This is a genomic window from Sphingomonas hengshuiensis (assembly GCF_000935025.1).
Lineage (GTDB): Bacteria > Pseudomonadota > Alphaproteobacteria > Sphingomonadales > Sphingomonadaceae > Sphingomonas > Sphingomonas hengshuiensis.
In genome coordinates this window covers 3,785,566-3,812,229 of the sequence record NZ_CP010836.1, presented here as the reverse complement: position 1 = coordinate 3,812,229, position 26,664 = coordinate 3,785,566, and the positions used below count along the sequence as shown (strand labels likewise).

40 protein-coding genes are annotated in these 26,664 nt (G+C 67.7%); 13 read left to right on the top strand and 27 right to left on the bottom strand.

The window, feature by feature from the left end; genetic code table 11:
• Positions 1–10 precede the first annotated feature (10 nt).
• The 26 genes from TS85_RS17210 to TS85_RS24995 form a co-directional block, all read right to left on the bottom strand.
• Entirely contained in the window at positions 11–1,522 is a 1,512-nt protein-coding gene (locus tag TS85_RS17210) for a terminase large subunit domain-containing protein (protein WP_077228676.1), read from the bottom strand.
• The gene (locus tag TS85_RS17205) at positions 1,522–2,094 is read right to left on the bottom strand and encodes a phage protein Gp27 family protein (RefSeq protein ID WP_044333856.1); all 573 of its coding nucleotides are present in this window, start codon (positions 2,092–2,094) and stop codon (positions 1,522–1,524) included. The genes TS85_RS17210 and TS85_RS17205 overlap by 1 nt, the downstream gene beginning before the upstream one ends.
• Positions 2,094–2,396 carry a hypothetical protein gene (locus TS85_RS17200; RefSeq protein ID WP_044333855.1) on the bottom strand — a complete coding sequence of 101 codons (303 nt, stop codon included), beginning with the start codon at positions 2,394–2,396 and terminating at the stop codon, positions 2,094–2,096. Before TS85_RS17200 ends, TS85_RS17205 begins: the two co-directional genes overlap by 1 nt.
• Positions 2,393–2,800 carry a hypothetical protein gene (locus TS85_RS17195; RefSeq protein ID WP_155006464.1) on the bottom strand — a complete coding sequence of 136 codons (408 nt, stop codon included), beginning with the start codon at positions 2,798–2,800 and terminating at the stop codon, positions 2,393–2,395. The genes TS85_RS17200 and TS85_RS17195 overlap by 4 nt, the downstream gene beginning before the upstream one ends.
• The gene (locus TS85_RS17190) at positions 2,793–3,245 is read right to left on the bottom strand and encodes a hypothetical protein (RefSeq protein WP_044333853.1); all 453 of its coding nucleotides are present in this window, start codon (positions 3,243–3,245) and stop codon (positions 2,793–2,795) included. The genes TS85_RS17195 and TS85_RS17190 overlap by 8 nt, the downstream gene beginning before the upstream one ends.
• 43 nt (positions 3,246–3,288) lie before the next feature.
• Positions 3,289–4,041, bottom strand: coding sequence for a hypothetical protein (locus TS85_RS17185; protein ID WP_044333852.1), 753 nt, complete (start codon positions 4,039–4,041; stop codon positions 3,289–3,291).
• A 14-nt stretch (positions 4,042–4,055) separates the two neighbouring features.
• Positions 4,056–6,089, bottom strand: a complete 2,034-nt coding sequence (locus TS85_RS17180; protein ID WP_044333851.1) for an SGNH/GDSL hydrolase family protein — start codon at positions 6,087–6,089, stop codon at positions 4,056–4,058.
• Positions 6,086–6,280 (bottom strand): hypothetical protein, encoded by a 195-nt coding sequence (locus TS85_RS17175; RefSeq protein ID WP_155006463.1) that lies wholly within the window; start codon positions 6,278–6,280, stop codon positions 6,086–6,088. The genes TS85_RS17180 and TS85_RS17175 overlap by 4 nt, the downstream gene beginning before the upstream one ends.
• A gap of 7 nt (positions 6,281–6,287) precedes the next feature.
• The gene (locus TS85_RS17170) at positions 6,288–6,812 is read right to left on the bottom strand and encodes a hypothetical protein (protein WP_044333849.1); all 525 of its coding nucleotides are present in this window, start codon (positions 6,810–6,812) and stop codon (positions 6,288–6,290) included.
• Entirely contained in the window at positions 6,809–7,462 is a 654-nt protein-coding gene (locus TS85_RS17165) for a glycosyl hydrolase 108 family protein (protein WP_052507982.1), read from the bottom strand. The genes TS85_RS17170 and TS85_RS17165 overlap by 4 nt, the downstream gene beginning before the upstream one ends.
• Positions 7,463–7,533: 71 nt before the next feature.
• A complete protein-coding gene (locus tag TS85_RS17160; protein ID WP_044333848.1) occupies positions 7,534–7,929 on the bottom strand; it encodes a hypothetical protein in 396 nt (131 codons plus the stop codon).
• 2 nt (positions 7,930–7,931) lie between these two features.
• Complete coding sequence (locus TS85_RS17155) at positions 7,932–8,138, bottom strand: hypothetical protein (RefSeq protein ID WP_044333847.1); 207 nt, start codon at positions 8,136–8,138, stop codon at positions 7,932–7,934.
• Positions 8,135–8,851 carry a gp16 family protein gene (locus TS85_RS17150; RefSeq protein ID WP_044333846.1) on the bottom strand — a complete coding sequence of 239 codons (717 nt, stop codon included), beginning with the start codon at positions 8,849–8,851 and terminating at the stop codon, positions 8,135–8,137. Before TS85_RS17150 ends, TS85_RS17155 begins: the two co-directional genes overlap by 4 nt.
• A complete protein-coding gene (locus TS85_RS17145) occupies positions 8,848–9,270 on the bottom strand; it encodes a helix-turn-helix domain-containing protein (RefSeq protein ID WP_077228674.1) in 423 nt (140 codons plus the stop codon). Before TS85_RS17145 ends, TS85_RS17150 begins: the two co-directional genes overlap by 4 nt.
• Positions 9,267–10,241, bottom strand: a complete 975-nt coding sequence (locus TS85_RS17140) for an AAA family ATPase (RefSeq protein ID WP_044333845.1) — start codon at positions 10,239–10,241, stop codon at positions 9,267–9,269. Before TS85_RS17140 ends, TS85_RS17145 begins: the two co-directional genes overlap by 4 nt.
• Positions 10,242–10,259: 18 nt before the next feature.
• Positions 10,260–12,227: a transposase domain-containing protein gene (locus tag TS85_RS17135; RefSeq protein ID WP_162184738.1), complete on the bottom strand. Its 1,968-nt coding sequence runs from the start codon at positions 12,225–12,227 to the stop codon at positions 10,260–10,262.
• Positions 12,224–12,673 carry a hypothetical protein gene (locus TS85_RS25000; RefSeq protein WP_052507979.1) on the bottom strand — a complete coding sequence of 150 codons (450 nt, stop codon included), beginning with the start codon at positions 12,671–12,673 and terminating at the stop codon, positions 12,224–12,226. Before TS85_RS25000 ends, TS85_RS17135 begins: the two co-directional genes overlap by 4 nt.
• Positions 12,673–13,080 (bottom strand): hypothetical protein, encoded by a 408-nt coding sequence (locus TS85_RS17125; protein ID WP_044333844.1) that lies wholly within the window; start codon positions 13,078–13,080, stop codon positions 12,673–12,675. The genes TS85_RS25000 and TS85_RS17125 overlap by 1 nt, the downstream gene beginning before the upstream one ends.
• Positions 13,080–13,223, bottom strand: a complete 144-nt coding sequence (locus TS85_RS25545; protein WP_155006462.1) for a hypothetical protein — start codon at positions 13,221–13,223, stop codon at positions 13,080–13,082. Before TS85_RS25545 ends, TS85_RS17125 begins: the two co-directional genes overlap by 1 nt.
• Positions 13,223–13,606: a hypothetical protein gene (locus tag TS85_RS17120; protein WP_044333843.1), complete on the bottom strand. Its 384-nt coding sequence runs from the start codon at positions 13,604–13,606 to the stop codon at positions 13,223–13,225. Before TS85_RS17120 ends, TS85_RS25545 begins: the two co-directional genes overlap by 1 nt.
• A 173-nt stretch (positions 13,607–13,779) precedes the next feature.
• Positions 13,780–14,025 (bottom strand): hypothetical protein, encoded by a 246-nt coding sequence (locus TS85_RS17115; RefSeq protein WP_162184737.1) that lies wholly within the window; start codon positions 14,023–14,025, stop codon positions 13,780–13,782.
• Positions 14,025–14,528 (bottom strand): LexA family protein, encoded by a 504-nt coding sequence (locus tag TS85_RS17110; RefSeq protein ID WP_044333841.1) that lies wholly within the window; start codon positions 14,526–14,528, stop codon positions 14,025–14,027. Before TS85_RS17110 ends, TS85_RS17115 begins: the two co-directional genes overlap by 1 nt.
• Positions 14,525–14,671 carry a hypothetical protein gene (locus TS85_RS25540; protein ID WP_155006461.1) on the bottom strand — a complete coding sequence of 49 codons (147 nt, stop codon included), beginning with the start codon at positions 14,669–14,671 and terminating at the stop codon, positions 14,525–14,527. The genes TS85_RS17110 and TS85_RS25540 overlap by 4 nt, the downstream gene beginning before the upstream one ends.
• On the bottom strand, positions 14,668–14,955 hold the full coding sequence (locus tag TS85_RS17105; RefSeq protein WP_044333840.1) for a hypothetical protein: 288 nt from the start codon (positions 14,953–14,955) through the stop codon (positions 14,668–14,670). Before TS85_RS17105 ends, TS85_RS25540 begins: the two co-directional genes overlap by 4 nt.
• Positions 14,952–16,370, bottom strand: coding sequence for a MucR family transcriptional regulator (locus TS85_RS26150; RefSeq protein ID WP_052507978.1), 1,419 nt, complete (start codon positions 16,368–16,370; stop codon positions 14,952–14,954). The genes TS85_RS17105 and TS85_RS26150 overlap by 4 nt, the downstream gene beginning before the upstream one ends.
• A gap of 2 nt (positions 16,371–16,372) precedes the next feature.
• Complete coding sequence (locus TS85_RS24995; protein WP_044333839.1) at positions 16,373–16,633, bottom strand: hypothetical protein; 261 nt, start codon at positions 16,631–16,633, stop codon at positions 16,373–16,375.
• Here TS85_RS24995 and TS85_RS17090 point away from each other — a divergent pair, their 5' ends adjacent.
• The 4 genes from TS85_RS17090 to TS85_RS17075 all read left to right on the top strand — a co-directional run bounded on the left by TS85_RS17090 (position 16,634) and on the right by TS85_RS17075 (position 20,202).
• Positions 16,634–17,344 (top strand): LexA family transcriptional regulator, encoded by a 711-nt coding sequence (locus tag TS85_RS17090; protein WP_227698524.1) that lies wholly within the window; start codon positions 16,634–16,636, stop codon positions 17,342–17,344.
• Between the two features lie 138 nt (positions 17,345–17,482).
• Positions 17,483–17,938 (top strand): hypothetical protein, encoded by a 456-nt coding sequence (locus TS85_RS17085; protein ID WP_044333838.1) that lies wholly within the window; start codon positions 17,483–17,485, stop codon positions 17,936–17,938.
• 501 nt (positions 17,939–18,439) lie between these two features.
• Positions 18,440–18,889 (top strand): hypothetical protein, encoded by a 450-nt coding sequence (locus TS85_RS17080; protein WP_044333837.1) that lies wholly within the window; start codon positions 18,440–18,442, stop codon positions 18,887–18,889.
• On the top strand, positions 18,886–20,202 hold the full coding sequence (locus TS85_RS17075) for a DNA-packaging protein (RefSeq protein WP_044333836.1): 1,317 nt from the start codon (positions 18,886–18,888) through the stop codon (positions 20,200–20,202). Before TS85_RS17080 ends, TS85_RS17075 begins: the two co-directional genes overlap by 4 nt.
• A gap of 109 nt (positions 20,203–20,311) precedes the next feature.
• On the opposite strand, the gene TS85_RS17070 is transcribed toward TS85_RS17075, so the two are convergent.
• Positions 20,312–20,722 (bottom strand): endonuclease domain-containing protein, encoded by a 411-nt coding sequence (locus tag TS85_RS17070; protein ID WP_044333835.1) that lies wholly within the window; start codon positions 20,720–20,722, stop codon positions 20,312–20,314.
• 199 nt (positions 20,723–20,921) lie between these two features.
• Between TS85_RS17070 and TS85_RS17065 the strand changes: the two genes are divergently transcribed.
• The 9 genes from TS85_RS17065 (at position 20,922) to TS85_RS17030 (ending at position 26,664) form a co-directional block, all read left to right on the top strand.
• The gene (locus TS85_RS17065; protein WP_044333834.1) at positions 20,922–21,590 is read left to right on the top strand and encodes a spermidine synthase; all 669 of its coding nucleotides are present in this window, start codon (positions 20,922–20,924) and stop codon (positions 21,588–21,590) included.
• A 224-nt stretch (positions 21,591–21,814) separates the two neighbouring features.
• On the top strand, positions 21,815–22,921 hold the full coding sequence (locus TS85_RS17060; RefSeq protein ID WP_044333833.1) for a phage portal protein: 1,107 nt from the start codon (positions 21,815–21,817) through the stop codon (positions 22,919–22,921).
• A complete protein-coding gene (locus TS85_RS17055; RefSeq protein ID WP_044333832.1) occupies positions 22,921–23,229 on the top strand; it encodes a DUF6127 family protein in 309 nt (102 codons plus the stop codon). The genes TS85_RS17060 and TS85_RS17055 overlap by 1 nt, the downstream gene beginning before the upstream one ends.
• A complete protein-coding gene (locus TS85_RS17050) occupies positions 23,226–23,630 on the top strand; it encodes an HK97 family phage prohead protease (RefSeq protein ID WP_227698806.1) in 405 nt (134 codons plus the stop codon). Before TS85_RS17055 ends, TS85_RS17050 begins: the two co-directional genes overlap by 4 nt.
• A complete protein-coding gene (locus TS85_RS17045) occupies positions 23,627–24,121 on the top strand; it encodes a hypothetical protein (RefSeq protein ID WP_044333831.1) in 495 nt (164 codons plus the stop codon). Before TS85_RS17050 ends, TS85_RS17045 begins: the two co-directional genes overlap by 4 nt.
• Positions 24,122–24,199: 78 nt before the next feature.
• The gene (locus tag TS85_RS17040; protein WP_044333830.1) at positions 24,200–25,255 is read left to right on the top strand and encodes a phage major capsid protein; all 1,056 of its coding nucleotides are present in this window, start codon (positions 24,200–24,202) and stop codon (positions 25,253–25,255) included.
• Between the two features lie 103 nt (positions 25,256–25,358).
• Positions 25,359–25,625, top strand: coding sequence for a spike base protein, RCAP_Rcc01079 family (locus tag TS85_RS17035; RefSeq protein WP_044333829.1), 267 nt, complete (start codon positions 25,359–25,361; stop codon positions 25,623–25,625).
• Positions 25,625–26,389 carry a hypothetical protein gene (locus TS85_RS25530; RefSeq protein ID WP_155006460.1) on the top strand — a complete coding sequence of 255 codons (765 nt, stop codon included), beginning with the start codon at positions 25,625–25,627 and terminating at the stop codon, positions 26,387–26,389. The genes TS85_RS17035 and TS85_RS25530 overlap by 1 nt, the downstream gene beginning before the upstream one ends.
• Positions 26,386–26,664 (top strand): hypothetical protein, encoded by a 279-nt coding sequence (locus TS85_RS17030; RefSeq protein WP_044333828.1) that lies wholly within the window; start codon positions 26,386–26,388, stop codon positions 26,662–26,664. The genes TS85_RS25530 and TS85_RS17030 overlap by 4 nt, the downstream gene beginning before the upstream one ends.

Here is a 26,664-nt window from a genome sequence, read left to right as displayed (position 1 = left end):
AGGTCCTTTCTCACCAGCTGCCGCTCCCGAACCGGCCGGCCGGGGTGGCGCGCTGGCCGTGGCGCTGGGCGAATGCGTCGTGAAGGTCGCGATCGGCGCGGGGATCGTCGCCAAAGCCCGCCTTGGGAATGCCGAGATAGCCGATCTGCTGGGTCTGGCCGGAAGCGGCGACACAGCACAGTGCCGCTGCCCAGAACCGATCGCCATGGCCGTCGCTCTCGCCATCGTTGAGCAAGCGGATCGCGCCGGTCTCGGTCACGACGCGCGTGATCGAATGCAGATCCTCGCGGGTCGCCTTATCACCCTCGACCAGGCGGAACAGGCGATCCTGCATCCGGTCCTTCAGCAGCGTCGCCATGCCCAGCTTGGACGACATGCTGAACGTGATTCCATCGACGCGACTGGCGCCCAGTATCTCGCGGATACGCTCCAGCACGGGGATGCCCATGCCGGTCTCGTCACCCGCGAACCGCGCCCAATTGTCGCGCGCGTCCATGCGCTCGATCTCGGCATATTGCGCGGCGAAGGGCGCGCGCCGCATCGTCACGATCTCGCGCGGGTACAGCACGTCGCCGATTTCCTCGGCAGTCCAGATACAGGTGAGGTCCTTCTTGGCCGCGATGTCCATGCCCGCGAATATCCGCCCGCGCGCCGGGGGCAGCGCGGTGCCGCGCTCGACGCAATGCGTCAGCTTGCCCTCGGTGAACTCCATTTCGCGGATGCGGCCATAGCCGGGGGTCTCGCACTGCGAGATCAGGAAATAGTCCAGCCAGGCCGACAGCTCGTCGCGCCATTGCAGCTCATATTCCTGCGCCCACAGGTCCGGATCGCTCAGGCCCGCGCGCAGCTCGTCGATGTTGCGGTCCAGGCCCTGCGCCACCGCCTGATGGATGTCGACGATATGCCGGGACCAGATCGTCGGGTCCTCGGTCATGATGTCGTAGAATTTGTTGCTCTTGCCGTTGGGCGTAGAGACAACGCGGACCTTCCACCCCTTCGAGATGATCGGATAGGCGGCGCCCCAGATCGCCTTGCTGTTGGCGTGGAACGCGAACTCGTCGAACAGCACATTGGAGGAAAAACCGCGCGCCGTGTCGGGGTTGGCGGGCAGTGCCGTGATCCGCGAACCGCCCGGATAGACCACTTCGAATTGCTTGTACGTCGCGTCGGTGCCGTCATCGCGCGTGACCTTCCACTCGCCCTCCTCCACCTCGGGCGCCGGCCCCGCCATCAGCCCGCGATACAATTCCCAAAAGGCGCGCGTCATCGGCTTGACGTTTTCGTCCATCGCCTCCTTGGCTTGGCGCTCGCCGCGCGACAGGATGACCCAGCGCGTCCGCTTGCGGGCGATCTCGGCTTCGATGCAATCCTCGACCAGCTCGGCGCAGGTGCCGAACGTCTTCCCCGTCTGGCGCGCGAACATGCCCGCCTTGAACCGGCTCTTATCGGCCAGCCAGGCGCGCTGATACGGCGTAAAATGGATGAGGCGCGCAAGTTCGTCGCCGACGACGATGTCTGCCATCAATACCCCATGATGCGCTTGGCGCGCGCCAGTGCCTCGGGGTCCAGCTCGCCCGATCGGCCGGCGGCCTCCAGTTTCTTGCGGGCCTCGGCGGTGGCCTCCGCCTTGGCTTCGGCGCGGATGCGCGCCTCGCGATCGGCATCGGTCTTTTCCGCCGATGCCAAAGCGCGCGTCGCCTCCGACAGCGCCTTGACCTGCGCCGGGTTGAGCGCGACCGGGCGCACCTGGCCGTCCTCGTCTTCCTCCAGCGCCAGCGCCGTCTCCAGCACGATCGTGTTGAGCACTTCGATCGTCCCGCGCAGCATCTTGTTGTCGGCACGGTTGCCCATGCGCGCCAGCGACTCGGTGATCTCGCGGCTGCGGCGCATCCGCTCGCCGATCTCGGCCAGGCCCTTGACGTGCCGGCCCAGCGACGATCGCGAGATTTCCAGTTGCTGCTCGACCAACTCGGGCAGCGCATTCAGTTCGGTCAGGATTTCGTCGATCGTGCGTCCTGCAGAGCGGCGACGCCCGACCCACTCGACGATCTGCGGGCCTAGCCGATCGATCGCGGAGGGCTGGTGCCGCGCCATCACAGCCCCGCGAACGGACTGGCGATCCCGCCGATCGACACGTCGCCCGCCACGGCCATGCGCCCGCGCTCGGTGATCCGCGCCACCATCACCGTGTCGCGCACCATCCCGACGACGACGCAATCGCGATCGGCGAGGTCGCGCAACAGCTGGCGGCACGCGGCCTGGTCGAGCGCCTGGCGCTCGCCCATCGTGCGCAACGCGGTCAGCAGCGTCCCGTCATTGCCCTGGCCGCCATCCTCGATCAGAAGCTGCAACAGCAACAGCCGGCGCCGCGCGGCGACCTCCTCGGCATAGTTCATCGGTCGAGTGCTCCCTTCATCAGGATATTCTGGATGACCTCCACGCCCTTTCGCGTGACCTCCGAGGACTCCTTGAGGTCGGAAACCTGCGCCGAAACGGTGTTGAGCTGTCCCTCCAGGGTGGCGCGCAGCGTGTTGACCTTGCCCTCCAGCGCGATCACTTCCATGCTGGTCGCGGCGCGCGCCTCCAGGGCGCGGACCTCGCCGGCCAGCACGCCCAGCTCGGCCTTGGTCGCAGCATTGCCCTGCGAGGTCTTGAGCCGCTGCACCTCGGCGAACAGCTTGCCGATCTGGCGCGACAGCTGGCCGGTGCCCATCGGATTGCCGCGCCCGTGGCGATGCACGGTCACGAACACCGCCACGACCGCAACGAGTGTGCCCAGGATTGAAAACCAGTCAGCCATTGTCCGAATCCTTGCCTTTCCCGCCGCCGACCCTTCCGGCCACGTGCGCGATGAATGCATCGCCGATTGTCTTGAGCGCCGATCGCGCCTGCTCGCCCAGCAGCTCGGCGACGGTGAGACCCGAAAAGCCAAGGCCGATGCCCCAGCCCAGCGCGACCAGTGGCTGCTGTCCGGTGGCGATCACGCTGCACAGGATGATCGCGAGCAGCGTCACGACCAGCGCTCCCTGGCGCCGCCACCCCAGCGGGATCGCCCGCGCGGGCGCCAGCCACATGCCCAGCACCACGCCCAGCACGCCCGCGCCCGACGAAAAGATCGGCAACGCCACGCCCGCGACCACCAGCCATTCCGGGCCGGGCACGACCAGCCGCGTGCCCGCGCTGCTGATCAGCATCGCGGCGGGCATCACGATTTCGGCGCGGGTCAGGGCGTCCGCGGGTGACATCACCGCATCCCTTCCGCCGCTATCGGCGCCGACCGCGTAGTCATCAAATGCTCAGCCCCTTGGTAGCCACCAGAGCTTTTGCCCAAGCGTAAGCCTGCGTCCGCTCGGACACCGACAACACCCGCGACCAGGCGGCGGCCAGCGCTATATCCCCAGGGCCGTTCTGGTTCGTGCCCCAGTGGCCGATCGTAAAGGCGGCCCCAGTGGGGACTCGGACGAAGGGTGTATTGTAGTTAGCGGTACCCGATGTGCCTGCCCCCATGTCGTACAACGTAGGATCGTCGGCAGTGCTAGAGGAAACCCCCGTCTGGAACACCGCGCCGATCAGGCAAGCCCATCCATTGGGGTTCGCTACATAAGACGCGGTAGATGTCCCCGTCGCGCCCCCGTCCTGCGTCGCGCGCGTGGTCAGGCGCGTTTGGCTGCTCGACGATGTGAAGATGCCAAGGGTGTTGGACGACCCGACATAACAGAATCGAGCGCTGTCGGCACTCTTGTCTCCGGTGTCGCGGCCCACAACGAGCATCGTGACGTCCCCCGCCACGTCGATCACGCCCGTTTGCAGATAACTCGTGCCCGACCGCAACGACAGGTACCCGCTGGCGGCAGTGGGGGAGCCGATCGAGATTGCGCTGGGTTTTCCCTCCGCCCAGTTCCGCAGCGCGGTATCGACGCCATCGGTTAGGAGATGCAGAAATTCCAGGTCCGACCCGAGCGTGCCGGGCATGACGAGCTTTGCCGCATTGGGCAGAATCACCGCGGCGCCGGTTGTGATTTCGAGTCCAGGTGTTGGCATTTGTAGGTCTCCTATCAGGCGATACAGGCGATTGCGGTGGCGAGCGCTTCTGCATGCTGTTCGCGCGCAGCTGCGCCAGGATGGGTGATGTCGGAGATTGTGGTGGTGGTGACGCCGTCCGCGCCCGTAGTGCCAGATGTCAAAGACCAGCCAGCCTCACCGCTCTGATGCGCCCAGGTCGAACAAAGGTGTAGGTTAGCATCACCCGCCGCGCGACGTGTGGTCACGATATCGACAATGGCCGACAGGATCGGCTGCCATTCGAGCCACTCGGTATCGCCCGCCGACGACGCGGGATGGTTGGTCGCCCACAGAATAATACTCGCCGCAGGCAGCACGCGGCGAATTTCGTCGAGCAAATAGCCATATCCCGACTTCACCTGCGCGAGACTCGCCGCCGCTCCCAACTCGGTCTTGTCGTTCATGGCGATGTTGACGACCACCAGATCCGGGTCTGTCAGGCTGAAGCGATCCAGGTAGAAGCGAAGATCAAATCGGTAATTGACGCCCGAAATCGTTACGATCGGCGTCTGAGCACCAGCGGAGGTGTTCGGGTTGAGGAACGGCTGATAGCCTCGTTTGTCCGTCTTGTTGGCGGCCTGATAGGTGGCCTCCTGACCGACCGCCAGCACACCCAGGGGCACATCGTTGTCCAATGACGTGCCCAAATAGTCGGAAAACGCCCAGCCCTCGCGCCCCTCGCCCAGGGGGCCGCCAGTAGCGCTGGAACTGTTGGAGTTCGACCCAACTATCGTGCCGATCCACTGGGGCGCAAAACCCCATGCCGTCAGTAGCGCATTGATGTTGTAGCCGGTCTGGCGGTTGGTAATGCTATCGCCGATCAAGAGTATTTTTGGCGCTGGCGATCCGGACACCGGCACAGCCTTGACCGAAACGGTGAGAGTCTTTGTCAGACGTGGGTTACGGTCGCCCAACTTGCGGACCGACAACGTGGCACTCGTGCCGAGCCGGGCGGGATCAAGCATGATTGCTCCATCCCGGGCCGAGGCCGCAAAGGGCTGCGCGGGTGCCCCTTTGGACGATGCGATCGTGACCTTGGCGGTCTCGACATCAGTGCGGGTCGTCAGAATGTTCTCGACGTAGAGCGGTGTGGGGCGATCGCTCACCAGGTACAATTGCGTCCCGATGACCGGTGTGACGGACGGGGCTGTATAGACGGGCTCATTGGCTGCCGCATTGATGGCCACATTGCCATCCAGACCGATTTGCAGCGCCACGAAGCCGAGCGGGTTCACGACGCGGAAAAGAGCGTCGTCAATGGCCTTCACCGGCGCTCCGACCAGCCCCAATGCGCCGCCTTCATACGACAAGATCGATCTGCCCAAGGTGGAAAGATCAAATCCCCCATTGGTCGTTCCCCGCCACGTACCGCCGGGAAGCGCCAGCGCGCCGTCTGCTGCTACTTCGAACCCGACGAAGCCCAGCGCATTGCGTATCGACAGCATCGCGTCCGACTGGCCGGGGGCATTGAGAGATACGCCGCCGGCCCGAAGCCCTCTCGCATATAGTTCCGCGAACACGAATCCGAGCGCTGTCTTGAACAAGACAAGTGGGTCTTCAGACGTTGCCGTGACGTTGGTCTTATGGACCACGCCGGCCACAGCCGCCGCCGTTACTTCCACCTCGCCTGCCTTGTCCTCCACTTCCGCAGCAGCGGCGACGATGTACGCCCCCGCATCGACGACATCCTGCGCGGCCGCGGTAGTCGTGATCGCCTGCTGGCGGGCCGCCTCGGTCGCCGCGGTTGTGTTCACCGCGGCGTCCAGCACCGCCTGCTGGCCCTGCACCACGTCGCCGACGACATCGGCAAGCTGCTGGATGCTCGCGACACGCCCCTCGGTCTCCCCGTCGACGCGGTCCAGCGATGTCGCGTCGCCCGTCGCGCGCGCCACTGCCAGCGCGTCGATCGCGGCCTGCTTCTCGGCGGCGACCTCCGCCAGCGCCGCCTCCAGCGCGTTGACGCGCACCTCCAGCGTGGCAAGCCCGACCTGCTCGGTCGTGGCGGGTGCCGGGGGGAACACGTTCATTTCGGGCACTGCCCGGCGGCATCGATCAGCCGCGCTTCCAGCAACGCCTCACGCCGGAACCGCGCCGCCAGATAGCCCAGCGTCGCGGGCAGCGCCGCGATCTGCACGTCCGCCCCTGCCACGATGCGCGGGGGCAGTGGCGCGGTCACCTCGGCGGGGCATTCCCGCCGGATGTCGGTGTGCGTCACCATGATGGGATCAGGGCTGCGCGGCGGCGGGCTCGCCACCGAGCGCCCGCAGGCACCCAGCATCGCAAAGCACGCGACCGTCATCCAGGCGCGGGGCGGCATCGATCGTGCGGTCATCATGGGCTTTCCTGTCGGCCTGGTCGGTCGCGCGCAGCTCGGCGCGGGCAAGGGCGGCGTCGCTGTCCTGGCGGATGCGGGCGATCTGCTCGCGGGCGTCGGCGAGGTTGGCCTGCGCGGCGTCCAGCGCGGCCTGGCCGCGCTTGACCTGCTCGCCGCACACGGCCCGAATCGCATAGAGGTCGGATGCCTTGATCGCCGCCTCGCATTGCTGCGCGGCCCATGCCTGGCGCACGCGCAGCACGATGTCGGGCGCGCAGGAATCGAGCACCGAACCCGGCGTCTTCGAAGCCATGACACAGGCGGCGGCATCGTGCCGCAGCGCCTTGACCAGCGCCGCCTGGCGAAACCGATCGGCCGCCGCCCAGATCAGCGCCGTGCCGGCGATGCCCGCGACGATGCGCGGCCAGATGCTCACAGCACACCCAGCGTGGCGGCGCGCTTCTGCCAGCCGTTGAGCCATTTGCGCTGCGAAGGATCGGCGGCGGCGATCGCACGATAGCGTTCGTCGGCGGCGAGGCGATAGGCGGCGAGGAGCGCGGGAACGCCGATCGACGGCAGCTTGAGCGCCCAGTCGAGCGCCGCGCGCGTCGCGGTCCCGATCGCGCCGTCATCCTTCAGCGGCGCCGGGCATCCCGCGACATGCGCCACCCGCGCGGTGCATTTGTTGATCGCCCGCTGCAACAGCTTCTTCGCGGCGCCGAGCCCGCCATTGACGGCCTGGTCGAACATCGCCTCGCCCAGCCCGAGCGGATAGGCGTCGCACCCCAGGCGGTTCCAGAAGCACCGCTGGAACAGCATTTTCGCGTCGATCGGCTTGAGCAGGCGAATGTCGGCGCCGTCCAGGTCGCCGTCCATGTCGAGGTCGAAATCGGCGATCCCGTCGCCGTCGAGGTCGATCAGCCCCTCGGCGCGAAGGAACCGAAGCGACACGCCGAGATTTGTCTCGCCGCCGCGATCGTCGGGATCGTTCGAATGCCCGCCCTCGATCGGCGCCACCTTGCGGTACGCGGCCAGATAGCGGGCGCCGAACGCCTGCACGGTGATGGTGTCGGTGGAGTTGCCCATGGGAAGTCTATGGGCTGGAGCAGGGTCGCTCCCTTACCTGAACTAATTCAGGGCTACCGCGATCGGCGACGCTATCCGAACAGCCTGCCTTGAAGGTCCTCGGCTTCCTGTTGCGCCGCGTGCTGCTCCAGCATCTTGTAGATCCACCGCTCGGTATAGTCGAACGCGATTGCGACATCGGCGATCGTCATGCCTTCGGGGCGGTTTAGCGCCGTCTGCAACGCCCTTTCACGCCGATAATGCGCTTTTGGCAAGTCGAACGTCGCACCGGCATGTTTCGCGGCGAGCAGCGACGCCGCCTTGGCGCCGATCGCCACGGCGATGGGATGATGCACCCCGATCGCGCGCGGCACGAAAATGCGGGTGCCGCCCAGCATTTCGATAAGCTTCTCGGTCGCCGCCCAGCCGATGTCGGCGGCGAGCTGTTCCTCCAGCTCGCCCCACGCCTCCAGCTTGCGGCGCCGCATGTTCACGGACGATCGGCCCAGGCCGGGCGGTGCGGCGGCACGGCGGGTTCGATCTCGACCGGCGCCAGCGGCAACGCGGTGGCGCAACGCACGCACTCCGCCGATTGCCGCCCGACGATCCAATGCCCCTTGCCGCAACCGGGGCACAGCGTGCCGGTGCGGTACAGCGGGCGATAGCCGCGCCGGTCGAGGTTGAGCGCGGCCATCATGCCCGTGCGGCCCGCAGGAGCTTGCCCAACTCGCTCGCTGCCTCGTCCAGTTCTGCCGGGGTCGCCTCAACGTTGCAGGCCAGGGCAGTCGTCGCCACGCCAACGCCCAGCTTCTCCAGCTTCATCCGGATCGCGCGGATCAGCCACCTCTTGAGGGCCTTGGTCTGGTCCTCTGTCGGCACTCCGGACAGGTCCATGTGCCACCCTTCACGGGCGCCCATCGCCTTCAGCGCCTCGATCAGCTTGTATCCCTGCGACTGGTCGGCCCATTGCATCCGCTCGCATTTGAGCATCTTGCGCGCCATTTTCTCCAGCGCCGCCTCGCTCGGATCGTCGATCGCGCCGAGGTGATAGAGCGAAATCCACAACGCCCGCGCCTTGGCGGCGACGGCATGGTCGGCGGGCCGGGTCTTGCCTGCGCGGCCCTTGGGCGCCGCCTGCACCCACCCGCGCGCCTTGAACCGCTCGATCACCGCGACCAGCTGGCCCTCGCTGCACTCCCGCGCGCTGCGCTTGCCGGTGACTTCCACCAGCACCGCGCGATAATCCTCGTCGGACAGCTTCAGGTCCTTCTGCGCGATCTTGACCTTGCCGATCAGCTTGTTGCGAAGGGGCGAGGAAGGCAGCGCGGCCACAGCCGCCACGCGCTTGCGCCCCGGCATGTCGACGACACCCGCGACGCGCCCGCGCCCCCAGATACGTTCCGCGCTCATGCTGCGATCCATTCGAATTCGGCGACAAGCCGGTCGGTGAGCGCTCGGAAGGCGGGGTCGATCGGCCGCATGTTCTCGGCGCGCCTGATCTGGCTAAGCACGGTCGAATGGTCGCGATTGCCCGTCCGGCGCCCGATTTCGCTGGGCGACCGCCCCAGGCGCTTCGCGACCCAGGCTACCGCCCGCCGCGCCCGCGCCAGCCTCGGGCCGCGTGCGGCACCCACGATCTCGGAGTGCGGCACCCCCATTTCGAAGGCGACGCGCGCGATTACCTCCTCGACCTCGGGAATCGCGGGCACCGCTAGGCATCCCGAATCCGCAACGAGCCGGCGCAGACGCGCCCGAGCGGCGGCATCCGGTGCACCGTCCAATATGATGGCGACGATGCGCGGGCTCCGTGCCTGCTGTAGCCCGCTCATGCCGCTGCCCCCCGCACATAGCTGGTCGAACGCACCTGGAGCGCGTCGCGGAAATGCTGGTCGGCGACGACGGTGTCCTCGCCGATCGCCAGCTTGTGCGCCAGCTCGATCACCTTCTGGATTTCGCGCAGCCCGCCCGAATCGCGCGCCAGCGCGCGCCGCGACAACAGCTGGCGCACGTCGTCGCTCTCGATCCCGGCATTGTCGAGATAGACACTGACATCCTCGGGGCGCGGCATGTCCTGGTGATGATCCATCGCGATGCGGCTGCGCAGCCGGGCGTACTGGTGGCCGGTGGTGCCATGGCCATAGATGCGGCGGTACAGCTCCTCGTTGCCGAGCAGCGCGATCCCGCCCCCCGAAATATCGTGCCAGTTCCGCAGCACTTCGATCGCGGGCAGGTCGAGGTGATTGGCCTCGTCGACCAGCAACAGCCCCTGGCGATCCTGCATATGCTCCTTGATCTGCACCGATCGCGCGTCCGTCCGCCCGTTGACCGGCGAAATCCGCATGGCGCGCAGCACCTCGGCGATCATCGCGGTCGGGGTGCGCGTCGTTTCGTCCATCGTCGCCAGCCAGACGTTCGACATGCCCTTGCGATAATGCTCGGCGGTCATCGTCTTGCCGGTGCCGGGGCCGGTCGCGATCAGCACCAGCCCACCGTCCTGCGCCTGCTCCAAAATGCTCAGGATGCGCCGTGCCGTCTTGGTCTCCAGGAACGTCGGCTTGTTGAGCAACGTGCGAACCCGCGCCTGCTGGCTCTCGACTTTCTGGCGGAACATGTAGATTTTGCGGGCGATATTATCGATATTGCCCTTGTAGACACCCAGCCCGACAGGATTGAGCGTGCCCGCCGGAATGCCGCTGACCCGCGCCAGTCCGGCCCAGCTCATATTCTTGACCTGGCGATATTCCTTGATCCACTCGATCATTTCGGTGGCGTCGATCGGTACGTCTTCCGGATTGTTCATGCCCTGATCCTCCTTGGATTATTGGACCGACCGCAGCTTCGTTCGCGCGGCGGCGAGGCGGTCGATGATGTCGAGGTTCGCTTGTTCGACGGCGGCGAGCTGCTGGCGCTGGGTCACCGGCTTGATCTGCGCCACGGTGTGGCCGCGGTGGCGCACGGGGCGCACCACGCCGGCTTGCGGAGCCGGGGTCTCGTCTTCGTAATCGGGCAGCATCGCGGCCAGATCGGCGGCGTCGAGCAGCTGCTCGGCCTTCGCCATGTCGCGGACCTTGCGCTTGTAATCGGCTTCCAGCTTGGCCCGCGCCTTCGCGCCCGCCTTGTCGAAAAACCCGACCGGCGCGTAAACCGGCACGGTCGCAATGAATTCACCGGCCTGGGTATAGACCTGAATCTCGGAGTGCAGGTTGTCCGGGTCGAACCGGATCGTCAGCAGCTCGCCATGATGCGCGCTCAGCTCCGCCGACCAGTAGCGGTTGCCCTCCAGCACGATCTCACCCGTCTTGCGATGGCACCGCACGCTCTCGGCCGACAGCATGGCCAGCCGCACCTGCTCATCGGTCGCCTTGCCGATCGGGGCGGTCGCATAGCTTTCGCGGAACACCGCTCCGAAGCTGCTCCCGTTCGCCGTCTCGGTCCGGCGACCCTCGCGGGCGTTGTGCGCGGCGATGCCGCGCGCCACGACCTCGCGGAACACCTCGATCGGAATCGCCTTCTCGCCGTAATTCTCGGGCTTGGCGTCGGGCTTGTTGCCCGTATATGCACCCGCGAACGCCGGATGCTTGGCGATCGACTGGCAAAAATCGCGGAAACCCCGCTCGATCGGCTTGGACTGGCCGCGAAACGGCAACGCCCAATGGATCGCGATTCCCAGCGCGACCAGCACGCCGGTCGGGTCGGTGTCGCGAATCTTGAACCGATACCGGCTCTTCGCACCGCCGGTGAGTTCCTTGCTGGCAAAGGCGCGGCCATTGTCGAGCACGCACGCCTTGGGAATACCCCAGTCGCGGAACAGGTCGGCAAACACCAGCCGGGTGCTCAGCGCGCTTTCGCTCTCGTCGATCCGCCACGACAGGAACATGCGGCTGTACAGGTCCTGGATCGCCACCATCAGCGGGCGCCCGATCCGTCCATCCGGCCAGCGCACGAACACGTCGAACTTGTGCCCGTCGATATTGACCGCCTCCAGCGCGTGGAGGTCGCGCACGCTGCGGGTCTGCGGCGGCAGCGTCTGGCGCAGCGCGTCGGCGCCCTTGCGGCGCAGGATCACGACGCGCGGATCGATCTCGCGTTGCAGCCTGCGCGTCAGCGCCTTCAGCGACGGCATCGGCGCATCGATCGTGCCCGCATATTCGGTGGTCCGGCGATAGCAATCGGCATAGGTCGGCGCTTCGGGGCGCAGATAATCCGACTTGAAATACTCCCAGAGGCGATCGTCCATTTCGGCTTCCTTGCCCCCGCACGCCTTGCCCGGCGCCAGGATCGGTAGCCGGTCGGAGTGCGGGATGCCCTGGATGCGGGTCAGCCAGTCCCACAGCGTCGACGCGCCCACGCCGCGCTGGCCCGCCACGCTGGCAACCGCCGCGCTGCGCGTCAGCCCGACGCTCTCATAGGTTTCGACCAGCGCGATGATCGCCATGCGCCGCTCGGCCTCGGCCTTGGTCTTGTCGGTCTGCGCGGCGTACCAGCGCCACTTCGCGGCACTCCCGGTCTCGGGCGCGCTCGACACGTCGGCGACCACCCCCACGCCCCGCGCGACCAGCGCCGATCGCGCGGCGGCGGGCAGCGCGGACAGGTGATATTCCAGCCCGCCGCCCTTGGCCCCCATCCGGGGCCGCGCCAGCGGTGCGCCGGTCGCGCTGACCTTCAACGCCCAGACTTCGTCCCTGGCGCGCTGGTTGATCTTGTTCCGCGCGGTCGACAGGCCCGGCAACGCCAGCTCGGCCAGCTCCGACGCGGTGAACCACTCTTTTCCCCCGCCCAATTTCACCGATGTCCGTCCCTTCGCACCATGTGGCGCAGTGTCTTGATCTTGATTTTCAGCCGTTCGGCCTCGGCCTCGGCGCGGCCCAGCTCGGCGGCGACGATCTGCGATCCCCACGAGATTTCACCGCCCAGCCGCGCGACCGCTTCTTCGATCAGCGCCCGGCTTCCGGTGACCGCCGCCAGCGCGATGGCGCGCGCAAAGCTGATATTGTGGCTGTCGCGCCCCGGCGACGCATAGGCATCCAGCATCCAGCGCGAGACTTCCTCGCAAAGCGACGCGCTCAGTGCCCCGGCAATCTCCTCGCGGCTGCGCGGATCGTCCTTCAGCATCTGCGCGACCTCGGTCGCCACCCACGCATCCGCACCCGCAAACCCTCCCGGCCTGCCCACCGGCCTCTCGGCGGCGAACAGGTCGATCTGGCGAGGATCGGGGGCGGCGCGGCGGGACATCAGGCGCGCGGCTCCCAGCGGATCACGACGCCGCCAAAGGACTCGGCCCCATGATGCCGCAGCCAGAAATCAGCCATGCGGTCGGCAGCCAGGCCATCCGGCTCCGCGCCGCCGCCGAATCCGTCTGCGATCGCGAACGCTTCGATTTCATCGCGATCGAGGTCGCGCCCTTCGATCGAGATAAAGAGCGGCTGAAGCGCCCCGTGCGCGATCAGGATGTGGCGCAGATCGACGCACACCGGGTCGACCGCAAGCAGCTTGCGGCAGGATCGAGTCCGCATGCTCGTGTAGAGCTGGAGCGCTTCGCCCGGCCTCGCGTGGCGCTTGCGAAAGGCACGCACCGTCTGCCGCTTCGCCAGACTGGCAACGGCCTCGGCGAACATCGGCGCGAAGGAATAGGCGACCATCAGTCAAGCCGCCCGTTGTAGCGCCCGAACGCGAGCGTCATCGTCCAGCGGCCCCAGGTCGCGGTGAACTCCCGGCCCTCGAATTCGCCGCCGTCATCGCAGCCGCACCATTCGTAGGACTCGAAGCGGGGAAGCCAGCGCATCACGCCGCATCCTCCCCGCAAAACCCCATGCCCTCGGCGATCCGCACCACGTCCGCGCGCGTGAACTCGCCCCGGTGCGTCGAGACCGTGAACATGCCCGTGGGCACCGCGGCGGCGCTCAGCACGCGCACCACGGCAACGCCCCGCTGGCGCAGCCATGCGCGCGCCGCCTCGCTCCGCGCGATCTCGCGCTCGGCCCAGCTCACCGGCGCCGGCTTGCGCGCCTGGCCCGGCTCGGCGCGCAGATAGGCCACCGGCTTCGCGGCGCGCATCGCCACCTCCCAGGGATCGGAATTCACCGCCTCCAGCATCCGCAGGAACTGGGCGACGCGCGGCGGCGTCAGCGCATCGGGCGCCCGGCGCAGGTTGGAACCGCCGCTCATGCCCCGCGCTCCTGGCCGCAGGTCGGGCAGCGCGGTGCGTACTTCAACGGCGGGTAAAGAGCGTCGAACTCGGCCCGGTGCTCAGCGCGCCACCGCCGCGCCCATGCCAGCGCCTCGCGGTGCTCCTGTCGGCTGATCCGCTGGACTCTCGTCCTCAACATCGCACGCATCGCTCAATCCTCCTGATCGTCGCGCTCGCCCAGGAGCGCGCAGTTGCGGTGATAGGTCTGGGTCGATCGGTCGGCGGCGACCGGCGCCGCGCGGGTGCGAATCGCCTCGATCCGGCGCCGACGCTCGGCGATCCGCTCCAGCGACAGCCGCGTGTCGGCCTCGGTCATCGTGATCCCGTCGCGCAGCGCCCGCTCGAAGCGCAGGCGGCATGCGCGCAGCCGGTCGGCCTCGGGCACCCGCGCCGCCATCACCGGCGCCACGTCGAGTGCAGCATGTCGCGCACCATTTGGTACACCTGCATGTACGCCCGCCGGCTTGCGATCGTCGGCTCTTCGTGGAGCCACCGCGCGCGTTCCTGTAGCGAGCGCAGCACGCCCGGCGGGATCAGCCCCCAATGATGCCCGCAAAACCCGTCATGCACCGCCGCGTCCCGGCATCCGAACGCGCCGCAATCCCCGCCATCGCTCGCGCCCCGCCGCTCGGCCACCGGCCATTCGCCGCGCCGTTTCAGCTCGGCGCACAATGCGGCGCTGTCCACCACGCGCAGGTCGCTGCCCGGCAGCTCGATCCCCCGCGTCATGCCTGGCTTGCGCTGCAGATAGCCCTGCGCCGCCAGCGCCTCGACGATCCGGCGCGCGCCCGGCTCGGACACCCCGACTTGCTCGGCGATTTCCTTGAGGGTCGGGGCGAACCCCGCCTTGGTGATGCGCTCCCGGACGAAGTCCAGCGCCTGACTCTGGTTCGGCGTCATTCGAACGCCCCCGTCGCAATCCCGATCGCCAGCAGGACGATCGGCACGAAAAACGCGCCGCCCAACACGAACGCGAACACCAGGTCGCCGACGCTGATCTGCACGCGCACCGGGTCGGGCCGCGAAGCCACACGGATTTTCATGCCTGCTCTCCCGCTTGCGCCAGCCGCCGCCGCGCCGCGCGCACCCACGCGGCGATGACGCCCGCGGTGCACGAGGTGCAGGTCGCGGCGATGCCGGCGATGTTGAGGTGATGGGTCCCGTTGACGAAATGGAGCGTGGCGCCGTGCTGCTCGGCCAGTTCGGCCCACACCCGCGCCGTATCGACCCGGCCCGCCGCGCGCCGCACGATCAGCGCCAGGATCGTGCGGAGCTGCTCGGCCTGCGCCGGGTTAAGCGGCACGATCCGGGGGCGCAGCCGCTTCATGCCGCACCCCGCGCGGCAACGACGCGCACAACGTTCGCCCGGTGTGCCTTGCGCCGCGCCTCGCTGTAATTGGGCGCGAGGAACGGATAGTCGAGCGGCAGCTTCCACCGCACGAGATACTCGGCGCGCGTCAGGATATGCGCCGTGCGAAGGTGCAGGCTAAGGTGCTGGACCTTCTCGCCGCACTCCAGGCAAACCATGTAATCCGGCTTGCACGATTGCCGGATCGGCACGGCGGGTGTGAGCGGATTTACCTCTGCGTCAGCAGCTCCCGCAGATACGCTTGATCGTCCCGCCAACGGCGCACCGTGCGCGGATGTACCTTCGCCCTTTGCGCCGCGAGGATGTCGCTGGCGTCCCGCGTCAGCCCCGCCCGCCAGAACAGATCGCTCATCGCGACCCAACCCAGCTTCTCGGCTGCTTGAACGCGCCGATTCAAACCCGAGGTCATTCTCTTCCCCATCGCTCTCGGCGCCAGCGCGCAGCATCGGCGCCAGCAACTGCCGCGCCTCAGCCGGAATAAGATCATGGAATTGCGGAGACTGGAACAACCCCAGTCGCTCCGACACGCCCATGCGCTTTAGGGTGCCGATGATCGTCGCAAAGCGCTTGTCCGCCGGGTCGACAGCCGCGCTGTCCCCCGAAAGCCGCGCCCGCGCATCGCTCACCGTCTTGACCAGCGGCACGCCATCATTGCCGACCAGCGCCAGCATATCGACCACCGCCGCCTGCTCGCCCGGCTCCAGCTTCGCCAGTGCCTTCAGCTGCGCCGCATTCCCCGCAACCGGGTGCCGCACGGCGCGCAGCCGGGCGATCAAAGAGGGGGCTAAACGGCGGTAAAGGTAGAGGTCGTTGCGGACGGTGCGCTCGGAAAGCCCGAGCTGCTCGCCAACTTCGGCGCTCCATCCATATACAACGGCAACCGTTGCCGTTGTATCGGCAGCCTCTTCCTTCAGAGCCTTCTGCCAGCGCACCTGCACCGACGCCGACCGTCCATCCTTGGTCGGGTCGATCCCGCGCGACACCTTATGCAGCGTCACCAACTCGGCGAGAAACGCGGCGCGGTCGATTGGCTCCAGCTCACGTCGCCACAGATTCTCGGTGACTTCGCGCATCCGCCGATGCGCCTCGCTGCCCGACACGATCCGCGCCTCGATCAGCTCCATGCCGACCATGCCGGCACCCCGAAGCCGATGCCCGCCCGCCACCAGCAGCCAGCCCGGCTTACCCGCCTCGGCGCAAATCTCGATCGGGGTCTGCTGGCCCTCCTTGGCCATGATCCCGCCCAGCGCCTCGGCCCAGACCGGATCGATAGGCCGAAGCCGCTCGCCCTCGCGCACGTCGGCAACGCCGACCAGCACGATCTCGCCCGCGGGGATGGGCTCGGGCACGTCGTTTGCGGCTGCGGCGACCATGTCTAGCGCGCCTCCGCACTTTGACGATGCGCGCGGCACTCGTTGCTGCTATCCGATTTGTCGGACTGACGGGCCATCTCGGGAGGCAGAACTTTGGCAAAGGCGTCGCTGACGCTCTTATTCGTGCGACCGCGAAGGACGTCCGATGCGGACTTCCGGGGCAGATCAAACGCATCCTCGAACCGGAAGACCGATCCGTACCGCGTGCGAATCGCGGCCTTCACGTTCTCCCGCCACTCGCGTTCGTCTTGTGTAAGCGCCATATGTCCAATCCGCTAAATCGGTCCGAGTTATCGGATATATCATCCGACAAACCGGATCAATCCGGTTTCTCGGTTGTTGACCTTATTTCTCGCGTGGACTCGGCGCTAAAAGGTCGGACTGATGCGTGGCTCAGCCGAAAAAGCGGAATTTCCAGCAGCGCGCTCAGCGACATGCGGAAAAAATTCACCACCCCGCGCGCCGATAATGCGATCAAGATGGCGCGGGCTCTGGAGGTCAGCCTGGAGTGGCTGTTAACCGGCACCGAAGGTGGCGGGGGTGACAAGGGCGCTTCGGATGACCTTGATCTTGTCCCGGTGCATGAGATCGATCTGGCCTACGGGATGGGCGGGACCTATTCGGACTCGGAGCACGTTCAGGCGGAAGTGCTGCACTTCCCTCGCCCTTGGCTGGAGCGGATCACCCGCACGCCGCCATCGCAGCTCACCTTCGCACGGGGCCGCGGCGATTCGATGGTGCCCACTCTGATGGATGGCGACATCATCCTGATCGACCGCTCGCAACGCACCATCCACGAACAGGACGCGATCTGGGCGCTCAACGTCGGGCACATCGCCATGATCAAACGCATCCGCATCATGCGCGACACGATCACGATACTGTCCGATAATGATCGCGTGCCCGATGCCGTGGCGAGCGAAGACGAAGTGAACATCGTGGGGCGTGTGATATTCATCGGGCGGAAACTCTGACGATCCTTGGGGGAAACCATGGCTGACAGGTGGCAAGTCGCGGCATCAGACGCAGGGCGCACCCGCTGCCCGCGCTGCGACGAAGAAATCAGCGCCCGCGCGCGGACCTGCCCACATTGTCGCACCGATCTGGAGGCGATGCGTCTCGCCAGGGCGCGCAACATCGTCATCGGCACCATCGTGTTCTTCCTGGTGATTTTCTGGTTGCTCTCAGACGGCACGCCAGCGGCGAAGGAAGAGACTTTCCCGGTCGCAAAAGAGGCGCCCGATCCTGCAAAGGTCGCGCAGGCCGAACAGGAGGCGGCAGAGGAAAAGGTAAAAGGGTTCCACTGTCTGAGCAGTTGGGACGGCTCGAACCGCGACCTGATCAAGCAGATCAAGGCGAAGCTGGGCGACCCCGACAGCTTCTCGCACACCGAAACGACGATCGCGCCGGTAAATGACGTGGGCAACCACATCCTACGCATGGATTTCCGCGCCGCCAACGCGCTGGGCGGCAAGAGCATCTTCACCGCCTGGGCACGCATCGATCACGAGACCTGCAAGGCCGATATCATCTCGATCAAGAACCCCGAAGGCTTCAGCGCCGAGTAGGCCGCCCCGCGCAGAAAACGGTCCCAGTTAGGAAGCGCCGGCACCGCCCCGTTTCGTCGGCGCCGAGCCGGGAAACCCCAGCATTTCCGCCATTTTCGTCGGCCCCCGGCCCACGGCGCTAACTGAGACTCCTCGGGGTCCCAGTTCCCGCAACAAAATTACGCTCCCAACGCCCGCGCCCGCGCCTTAGTCGCGCCTAAACCCACGCTTTTCCGCCGCTAAGGCGCTCTAAAGGGCACTTTCACGCAAAGCCCCCGCGCGCGCCCAGACTCCAGCCCGACCTGTCCCAACGTCGTCTAGGAGCCCAATGACTCTAGACAGTGGCCAAACCGCGCCCCGCGCCCCGCGGCAACCCAAAACCCACGCATTTCCGCCACTCGTCCCACCTAATCCCGCCCAATGCCGCCTTATCCCGGCACTCCCGCCCTCAGTGTCCCCTCACAGGCACCCAGGTGCTGCGGCCCGTTCGCTTTTGGGCTCGCGGACCGGCGGGAGGATCGAATGGACAAGCCGAAACGCATGCGCATCCACTGGACGGCGGAGATGCGCGACGCCTTTTTCGACACGCTCGCTGCCACCTGCAACGTCAGCGAAGCCGCGCGGGCGGCGGGGGTTGCTTCGCAGGCGGTGTATATCCAGCGGCGGCGCGACCCGGGTTTCGCCGTCGAATGGGACAAGGCGCTGAAGCTCGGCTACCAGATGCTGGAGACGCAGCTTGTCGCGCACGCGCTGGCGGGCAAGGGACAGGACGACGCGCTGGAGCGGGCCGGGCTGCCGCCGATCGACACGCTGTTGGCGCAGTCGGTCCTCGAGCGGCACCGCAAGGCGATGGAGGGCGTGCCGTATCGCGGCGGCCCGAAGCCGCGGATCGCCACGGTCCAGGAAACCAATGCGGCGTTGTTGAAGCAGATCGACGCCGCCGAGAAGCGTGTGCGCAAGGCCGCGCCATGAGCACGCGCGCCGAGGATGCAGACATCCTTGCCCGGCTGCTGGCGCTACCCCGCTTCGAACGGGTGAAGGTGATCGCCCGGATGACCGAGCCGCAGCGGCGCGAGCTGGCGTCGCGATGGTGGATGTGGGCGCATGAGGGGCAGGCATGGCCGGAGGGCGAATGGCGGGTTTGGATGATCCGCGCCGGTCGCGGCTTCGGCAAGACGCGCGCCGGCGCCGAATGGGTGATGCACATTGCCCGGACCCAACCCGATGCGCTGATCGCGCTGGTGGGATCGACAGTGGAGGATGTGCGCCGGGTGATGGTGGAAGGCCCGGCGGGGGTAATGGGGATTGCCCGGCTGGACGAGCGCCCCCGCTGGCGATCGGCGGCGGGCGAGATCGATTTCGCCTCGGGTGCGCGGGGCTTCGTGTTTTCAGCGGAAGCGCCCGAAAAGCTGCGCGGGCCGCAGCATCACGCCGCCTGGTGCGACGAACTGGGCAAGTGGCGCGCGGGCGGAGACGCCGCGTGGGACAATCTGATGCTGGGGCTGCGGCTTGGGAGCACGCCCCGGACCCTGGTGACCACGACGCCGCGCCCGGTGAAGCTGATGCGGCGGGTGATGGCGATGGACGGCTTTACCGAGACGCGGGGGCGCACGCGCGACAATCCGCATTTGCCCGCCAGTTTCGTGGCGGCGATGGTCGCCGATTATGCGGGCACGCGGCTGGGGCGGCAGGAACTGGAGGGCGAGATGATCGACGACCTGCTCGGCGCGCTGTGGACGCGATCGATGATCGAGCAATGCCGGGTGACGGCGATGCCGGGGATGGCGCGCGTGGTGGTGGGGGTGGACCCGCCCGCGAGCGCGGGGGGCGATGCGTGCGGCATCGTGTGCGTCGGGCTGGGCGAGGACGGCAAGGCCTATGTCCTCGAGGATGCGAGCGCGGGAGGACTGTCGCCCGAGGGCTGGGCGGCGACGGTGGCGGCATGCGCTCGGCGGCACCGCGCCGATCGGGTGGTGGCCGAGCGCAACCAGGGCGGCGACATGGTGCGCAGCGTCCTGATCGCCGCGAACAGCACGCTGCCTGTGCGGCTGGTCCATGCCAGCAAGGGCAAGAGCGCGCGGGCCGAGCCGGTGGCGGCGCTGTATGAAGTGGGGAAGGTGCGCCATGTCGGCGCCTACCCCGCGCTGGAGGACGAGATGTGCGGGCTGACCATCGCGGGCTATCACGGGCCGGGCGGATCGCCGGATCGGGCCGATGCGCTGGTATGGGCGCTGACCGAACTGATGCTGCGGCGCGCGGCGGGGGCGGCGGTGCGGGTGGTTTGAGGGGGGCGTGGGGCGAGCTTAGGATGGCTTCGCTGCGCTCGCCAACCCACCCCTAACCCCTCCCTAGAAGGGAGGGGAATTCGTTTCGTCTCGGGCGCGTGGTTTGAGGCTAGCGTAGACGTGGATTCCTGATTCTCCCCTCCCTGGAAGGGAGGGGTTGGGGGTGGGTGCCGCCGAGGCACTCGGCGGCTTCGCTCAAGATATGGGCGACGGCACCGTCCGGGTTCGAGAGGACGTCGGAATTCCACAGGCGGATGACGTTCCAGCCCTTGGCGCGCAGATATTCCGACCGTCGCTCATCCTGGGCCGCGGCGTCGAGATGCTGGCTTCCGTCGAACTCGACTGCGAGCCGGGCTTCGCGACAGGCCAGGTCGTTGATGAACGGCGCCTCGACGAGCTGGCGGGTGAAGCGTGGCCGGTAGCGGGATAGGCGTTGCCAGACCAGCAGCTCGGCGGGCGTCGGGTTGTTGCGAAGCTCGCGGGCACGGGTGGTCAGGAGCAAAGGGATGCGGCGTTGCATGGGGTGAGCTTAGGATGGCTTCGCTTCGCTCGCCAACCCACCCCAGTGCCGGGTGAACAGCGCCCCGCGCTGTTCAGGCCATGCCGGGGGCATGGCCGACCCGACACTCCCTCCCTTACAGGGAGGGGAGCGCATGGTCGCCACGCTTGCCTATCGGGGCCGGGGCGGGGCAAGGCGGGGATTCCTGGGAGATGCCGTTATGACGCCGCGCGAATTGATCGATACTGCCGAGGTGCCGGGGGGCGATCCGTTGCGGCTGTTTCGGCGGGGGGGGGATCATATGATCGTGCTCGACCGCAACGAATTGATGAACAGCCGGATGAGCGGGTCGGAGGAAGCGCTGGCGACGCTGACGATCGAGCGGGTGGCGAAGCATCATCCGCATCTGTTGATCGGCGGCTATGGCATGGGGTTCACGCTGCGCGCGGCGCTGGCGATGCTGGGGGCGAATGCGCGGGTGACGGTGAGCGAGCTGGTGCCCAAGATATTGGAGTGGGCGCGCGGGCCGATGGCCGAGCTGACTGCCGGGTGCCTGGACGACCGCCGAGTCGAGGTCGTGATCGAGGATGTCGGGGCGATGATCGCGCGGGCGCGGGGGACGTATGACGCGATCCTGCTCGATGTGGACAATGGGCCGGACGGGCTGACGCGCGCGGGCAATGACGGGCTGTATTCGGATCGCGGGCTGGCGGCGGCGCGCGGGGCGTTGAAGCCCGGCGGCTTCCTGGCGGTGTGGTCGGCGGGGCCCGACGCGAAATTCGCGCGGCGGATGCGCGATGCCGATTTCCGCGTCGAGGAAGTGGCCGTGAAGGCGCGCAGCAACGGCAAGGGGCCGCGGCATGTGATCTGGTTTGGGCAGAAGCGGTAGGTTTGGGGCGTTCGGCGCGTTCCGCATTACCTTCTTAATCCCCCTTTCGCTTGCGGGAGGGGCTGCACCTTTGCAGCGCTTCTTCTACTTCAGGCCCTCCCCCGACCCCTCCCGCAAGCGGGAGGGGAGCGCTGAGTTTTAAGCGGCAGGGCGCGATTGCGGGTGATGTGATGGCCTGGCTCCACGGGGCTGGCCCGACGACCTAATTCCATGAGGAGACGGCAATGAACTGGTTCGGGCGCAAGGCGGCCGGGCGTGCAGACGCGCGTCCGTCGCTGGCGCGGGGTGCGAGCGTGGGGATGCACGGCGATTGGCCGCGCAGCTACGAGGCGCAGGTCCGCGAGGGATATTGCCACAATGCCGTGGCGCAGCGCGCGGTGAAGCTGGTCGCGGAGGGCGTGGGCAGCGCGCCGCTGACCGCGAGCGATCCGCGCATCGTGGCGCTGGCGACCACGCGATCGGGGGGGCAGGTGCTGACCGAAGTGCTGGCGGCGCAATTGCTGCTGCACGGCAATGCCTATGTCCAGCTGCTGACCGACAGCGGCGGCGAGGTGGTCGAGCTGTTCGCGTTGCGCCCCGAGCGAGTCGAGGTGGAGCCTGATGCGCGCGGATGGCCGGTGGCGTATCGATACCGGGTGGGGGCGAGCGTGACGCGGCTGGCGGCGGAGGATGCAGGCGGGCGGCCCGCGGTGATCCACCTCAAGGCGTTTCACCCGCTCGACGACCATTATGGCATCGGGTGCCTGGGCGCGGCGGCGGGGGCGATTGCGATCCACAATGCCGCCGCGCGCTGGAACAAGGCATTGCTCGACAATGCGGCGCGGCCGAGCGGGGCGCTGGTCTATGACAATGGCGACGGCGCAGCGCTTTCGCCCGCGCAGTTCGACCGGTTGAAGGCCGAGATGGAGGCGGGGTTTGCGGGCGCCGCCAATGCCGGGCGGCCGATGCTGCTGGAAGGCGGGCTGAAATGGCAGGCGATGAGCCTGAGCCCCGCCGACATGGATTTTGTCGGGCTGAAGGCCGCGGCGGCGCGCGAGATCGCGCTGGCGTTCGGGGTGCCGCCGATGCTGATGGGGCTGCCCGGCGACAATAGCTACGCCAATTACCGCGAGGCGAATCGCGCGCTTTGGCGGCTGGCGGTGCTGCCGGTGGCGGAGACGATCCTGACGGGGATCGCGCAGGGGCTGACGGGGTGGTTTCCGCAGGCGGCGCTGGCGGTCGATCTCGACCGGGTGCCGGCGATGGCCGAGGACCGCGAGCAATTATGGCGGCTGGTGAGCGGCGCCGATTTCCTGACGCTGGAAGAGAAACGCGCGAAAGTGGGGCTGTGATGAGCGACGAACTGGTGCTGGCGCAGCTGATCGAGCAGGCCGAGGGCGATGGCGCCGACCTGGCGACGCTGCGCGCGATTGCGGAAGAGGCGGGCGAGCTGGGCGCGACGCGGGCGCTGGCGCGGCTGGGGCTGGCGGATGCGGGGGCGGCGAAGGACATGGCCGAGCTGCGCGAGCTGCTGGGGGCGTGGCGCGATGCGAAGCGGTCGGCGCTGAAGGGGGCGTTCCAATGGGCGGGGCGGATGCTGGCGGCGCTGGTGCTGGTCGGGCTGGCGGTCAAGCTGGGGTTTCCGGGGTGGCTGAAGTGAGCGTGCGCTTTGCGGGCTATGCCGCGGTGTTCGACGCAGTGGATCGCGGGGGCGATGTGGTGCGGCGGGGGGCGTTTGCGGGGGCGGGGGCGGTGCCGCTGCTGTGGCAGCATGGCGGGGCGCCGGTGGGGCGAATCGAGACGCTGGGGGAGGACCGCCACGGGCTGCGCGTGGTGGCGCGGGTGGACGATCCGCGGCTGGCGGCGCTGGTGGCACAGCGCGCGGTGACCGGGCTGTCGTTCGGGTATCGGGTGACCGCGGCGCGGCACGGCGCGCGGCGCGAGATCACTGCGCTGACGCTGGTCGAAGTGAGCCTGGTCGCCAGCCCGATGCAGCCGCTGGCGCGCGTGCATGCTGTGGATTGTACAAGCGGCGCGGAAACTGCGAAAGCGGGGGCATGACCGACGAACCCGAATATCGCCCGCCCTCTGCATTCCTGTGCAGCCTGATCGACGACGAGCCGACGCTGGCCGGCGATGCGGAGGCGGATGCGCGCGCCGCGACGCTGATCGCGCTGACGCAGGATGCCGACCCTGCGAATCGCGACTGGGCGCTGATGCTGCTCGCCCAGTCCGAGCGCGACGACGATGCGACGCGCGCGGCGCTGGCGGCGGGGATGGACGACGACCATCGCGATGCCGCGGGCGAGGCGCTGATCGGCGTTGCGATCCGCGAGCCCGAGCGTGCGCTGCCGCGCGTGGCCGAATTGCTGGGCGAGGAGGGGATCGATTCGCTGACGATCGAGGCGGCGGCCTATGTTGCCGACCCGTCGCTGGTGCCGGCGCTCAAGGAGATTCGCGCCGAGCTGGGCGGGGACGATGATCTGTTCGACCAGATCCTCGACGAGGCGATCGACTGCTGCACGCGCGGGACTCCGCCCGAGCCGCTCTAACCCACCCTCTTTTCAACCGATTGCCAGGCCCGGCGGGACATCCCGACCGGGCCTTTTCTTTTGTCCTGGGAGAATGACATGATCGAAGTGAAAGCAGACGCGCTCGAGGCGAGCTTTGAAGCCGTGGAGCGGGCCGGGTTGCCGCCGGTACGGCCGATGCTGGCCGGCGGGCGTCCCGCAGTGGATGCCGGGTTCGATGCGTTCCTGCGCAGCGGCAGCGCGTTCGAGGCCAAGGCGATGTCGGGGGCGACCGACGCCGCGGGCGGCTATGCCGTGCCGCGCGAGATCGACGCGATGGTCGACGTGACGCTCAAGGCGATCTCGCCGATTCGTGCGATCGCCAATGTCGTGACGGTCGGCACCAGCGGGTATCGCAAGCTGGTCGCCAGCGGCGGCTTCAAGAGCGGCTGGGCGTCCGAGACCGGCGCGCGCGACGAGACCGATAGCCCGGTGTTCAACGAAGTCGCACCGCCGATGGGCGACCTGTTCGCCAACCCCGCCGCGAGCCAGGCGATGCTCGACGACGTGGCGTTCGACGTCGAGCAGTGGCTGGCGGGCGAAGTCGCGCGCGAATTCGCCGCCGCCGAGGGCGCCGCGTTCGTCAGCGGCAACGGCACCAGCAAGCCCAAGGGCTTCCTGGCGGTGCCGACCGCGGCGACCGGCGACGCGACGCGCGCGTTCGGGACGCTGCAATATGTGCCGAGCGGTGCGGCGGGCGCGTTCGCGGCCAATCCCGAGGAGAAGCTGATCGACCTGGTCCAGACGCTGCGCGCGCCGTACCGCCAGGGCGCGAGCTGGGTGATGAACTCGGCGACGCTGGCGCGCATCCGCAAGTTCAAGACCAGCGACGGGCAACTGCTATGGACCCCCGGACTGGCGGTGGGCCAGCCCGCGAGCCTGCTCGGCTATCCGGTGGTCGAGGCCGAGGACATGCCCGACATCGCCGCCAACAGCCTGTCGATCGCGTTCGGCAACTTCAAGGCGGGCTATCTGATCGCCGAGCGCGGCGAGACGCAGATCCTGCGCGATCCGTACAGCAACAAGCCGTTCGTCCACTTCTATGCCACCAAGCGCATCGGCGGGATGGTGAGCAATTCGGAGGCGATCAAGCTGCTGAAGTTCGCGGCGAGCTGACCCCCAACGGCCGCCGTTCGCGGCGGGCCCCTCCGCCATTCGCTGCGCGAATGGTCCCCCTCCCCGAGCAGGGCTCGGGGAGGATCTTTTCTGGAGACATTCCATGGCAGATTCCTTCGCCAACCTGGCGGATCACATTTCCGCGCCTGCGACGCGCACCGTCGCGGTGGTGCCGCACGATACCAACGCGCTGACCAACATTCCCAAGGCGCTATATGTCGGCACCGGCGGCAACATCGCGATGCGCGGAGTGAATGGCACGATCGACCAGAGCTGGAAGAACGTGCCGAGCGGCTGCATCCTGCCGTTTCGCGCGCAATATATCCGCGCCACCGGCACCACCGCCGCCGACCTGCTGGCGCTGTACTGATGATCGGGCTGGGGCTTTCGAGCTGGGAGGCGGCGGCGCGGATGCGCGGGGGGCCGCACGCGATGCTGGGGCCGGCGCTGCTCGGCTTCTGGGATGCCGAGCGCGTCGATCGGATGGCGCTGGCGGGGAACAACGTCACGAGTTGGACGGACCTGATAAACGGATACACAGTTTCGCAGGCGACCTCCGGGTTCAAGCCACTGTGGGAAAGCACGAGCTTTGGCGGGCGACCAGGAGTGCGGTTCGACGGCACCGACGACTATCTGGAGATGGCACCATCCCCGTTGCCCTCTGGTTCTGCGCCATATGAAGTTTGGGCTCTCGTCACGCAAACCGCGCTCGCGGCTGACGCTGGATCGAAAATGGCTTTCAGCTCGGGCGGAACCTCCGGGGCCTTATCTCGCCGCGTGCTGCGAGCACCTTCGGCTGGTGTAAACCGCGCTTCGATCACCGTACCCGATGGCACAAGCTTCGCAACGGTTCGTGATGATGTAACGGACTTTTCAGGGGGGCCTTTTATCTGCCGCAGCGTGTTCGCGGATGGCGCAAGTGCCCTGCAGGTCAACGGCGGTACGTCCGTAACCGGGACTGGTACGCTTGCCGGAACGACATCCAACCGTCTGCGGTTTGGGGCGTCATCGCCGACGACGGCCTCTAATTTTTGGCAAGGCCTGATTTCCGCAATCCTGGTCACAGACCCCTTGTCGGCGGCACAGGCCGCGCAATTGACGCGGTGGGGCAAGGATCGGGGGGCAATCGCATGAGCCGCGTGGTCTTGTTCGCGCAGGGCGAGGGCGCGCAGGCCGACGCCTATCTGGCATTCTGCACCGCGCACAACCCCGACCCGACCCCCGGCGCGCACTGGTATCGGCCCGACAGCGTCGATGCCGAGGGGCGTCGCGTCGTCGGCTATCTGGGGCCGGGGGGAAGCTGGAACGGGGGCGACTGGCCCGAGCCCGAGGGCGGCGAGGCGGCGCGCGCGGGCGGCGTCATCGCCGAGCAAGTCGAGTGGGACGCGGCGGCCGAAGCCGTCGCCTGA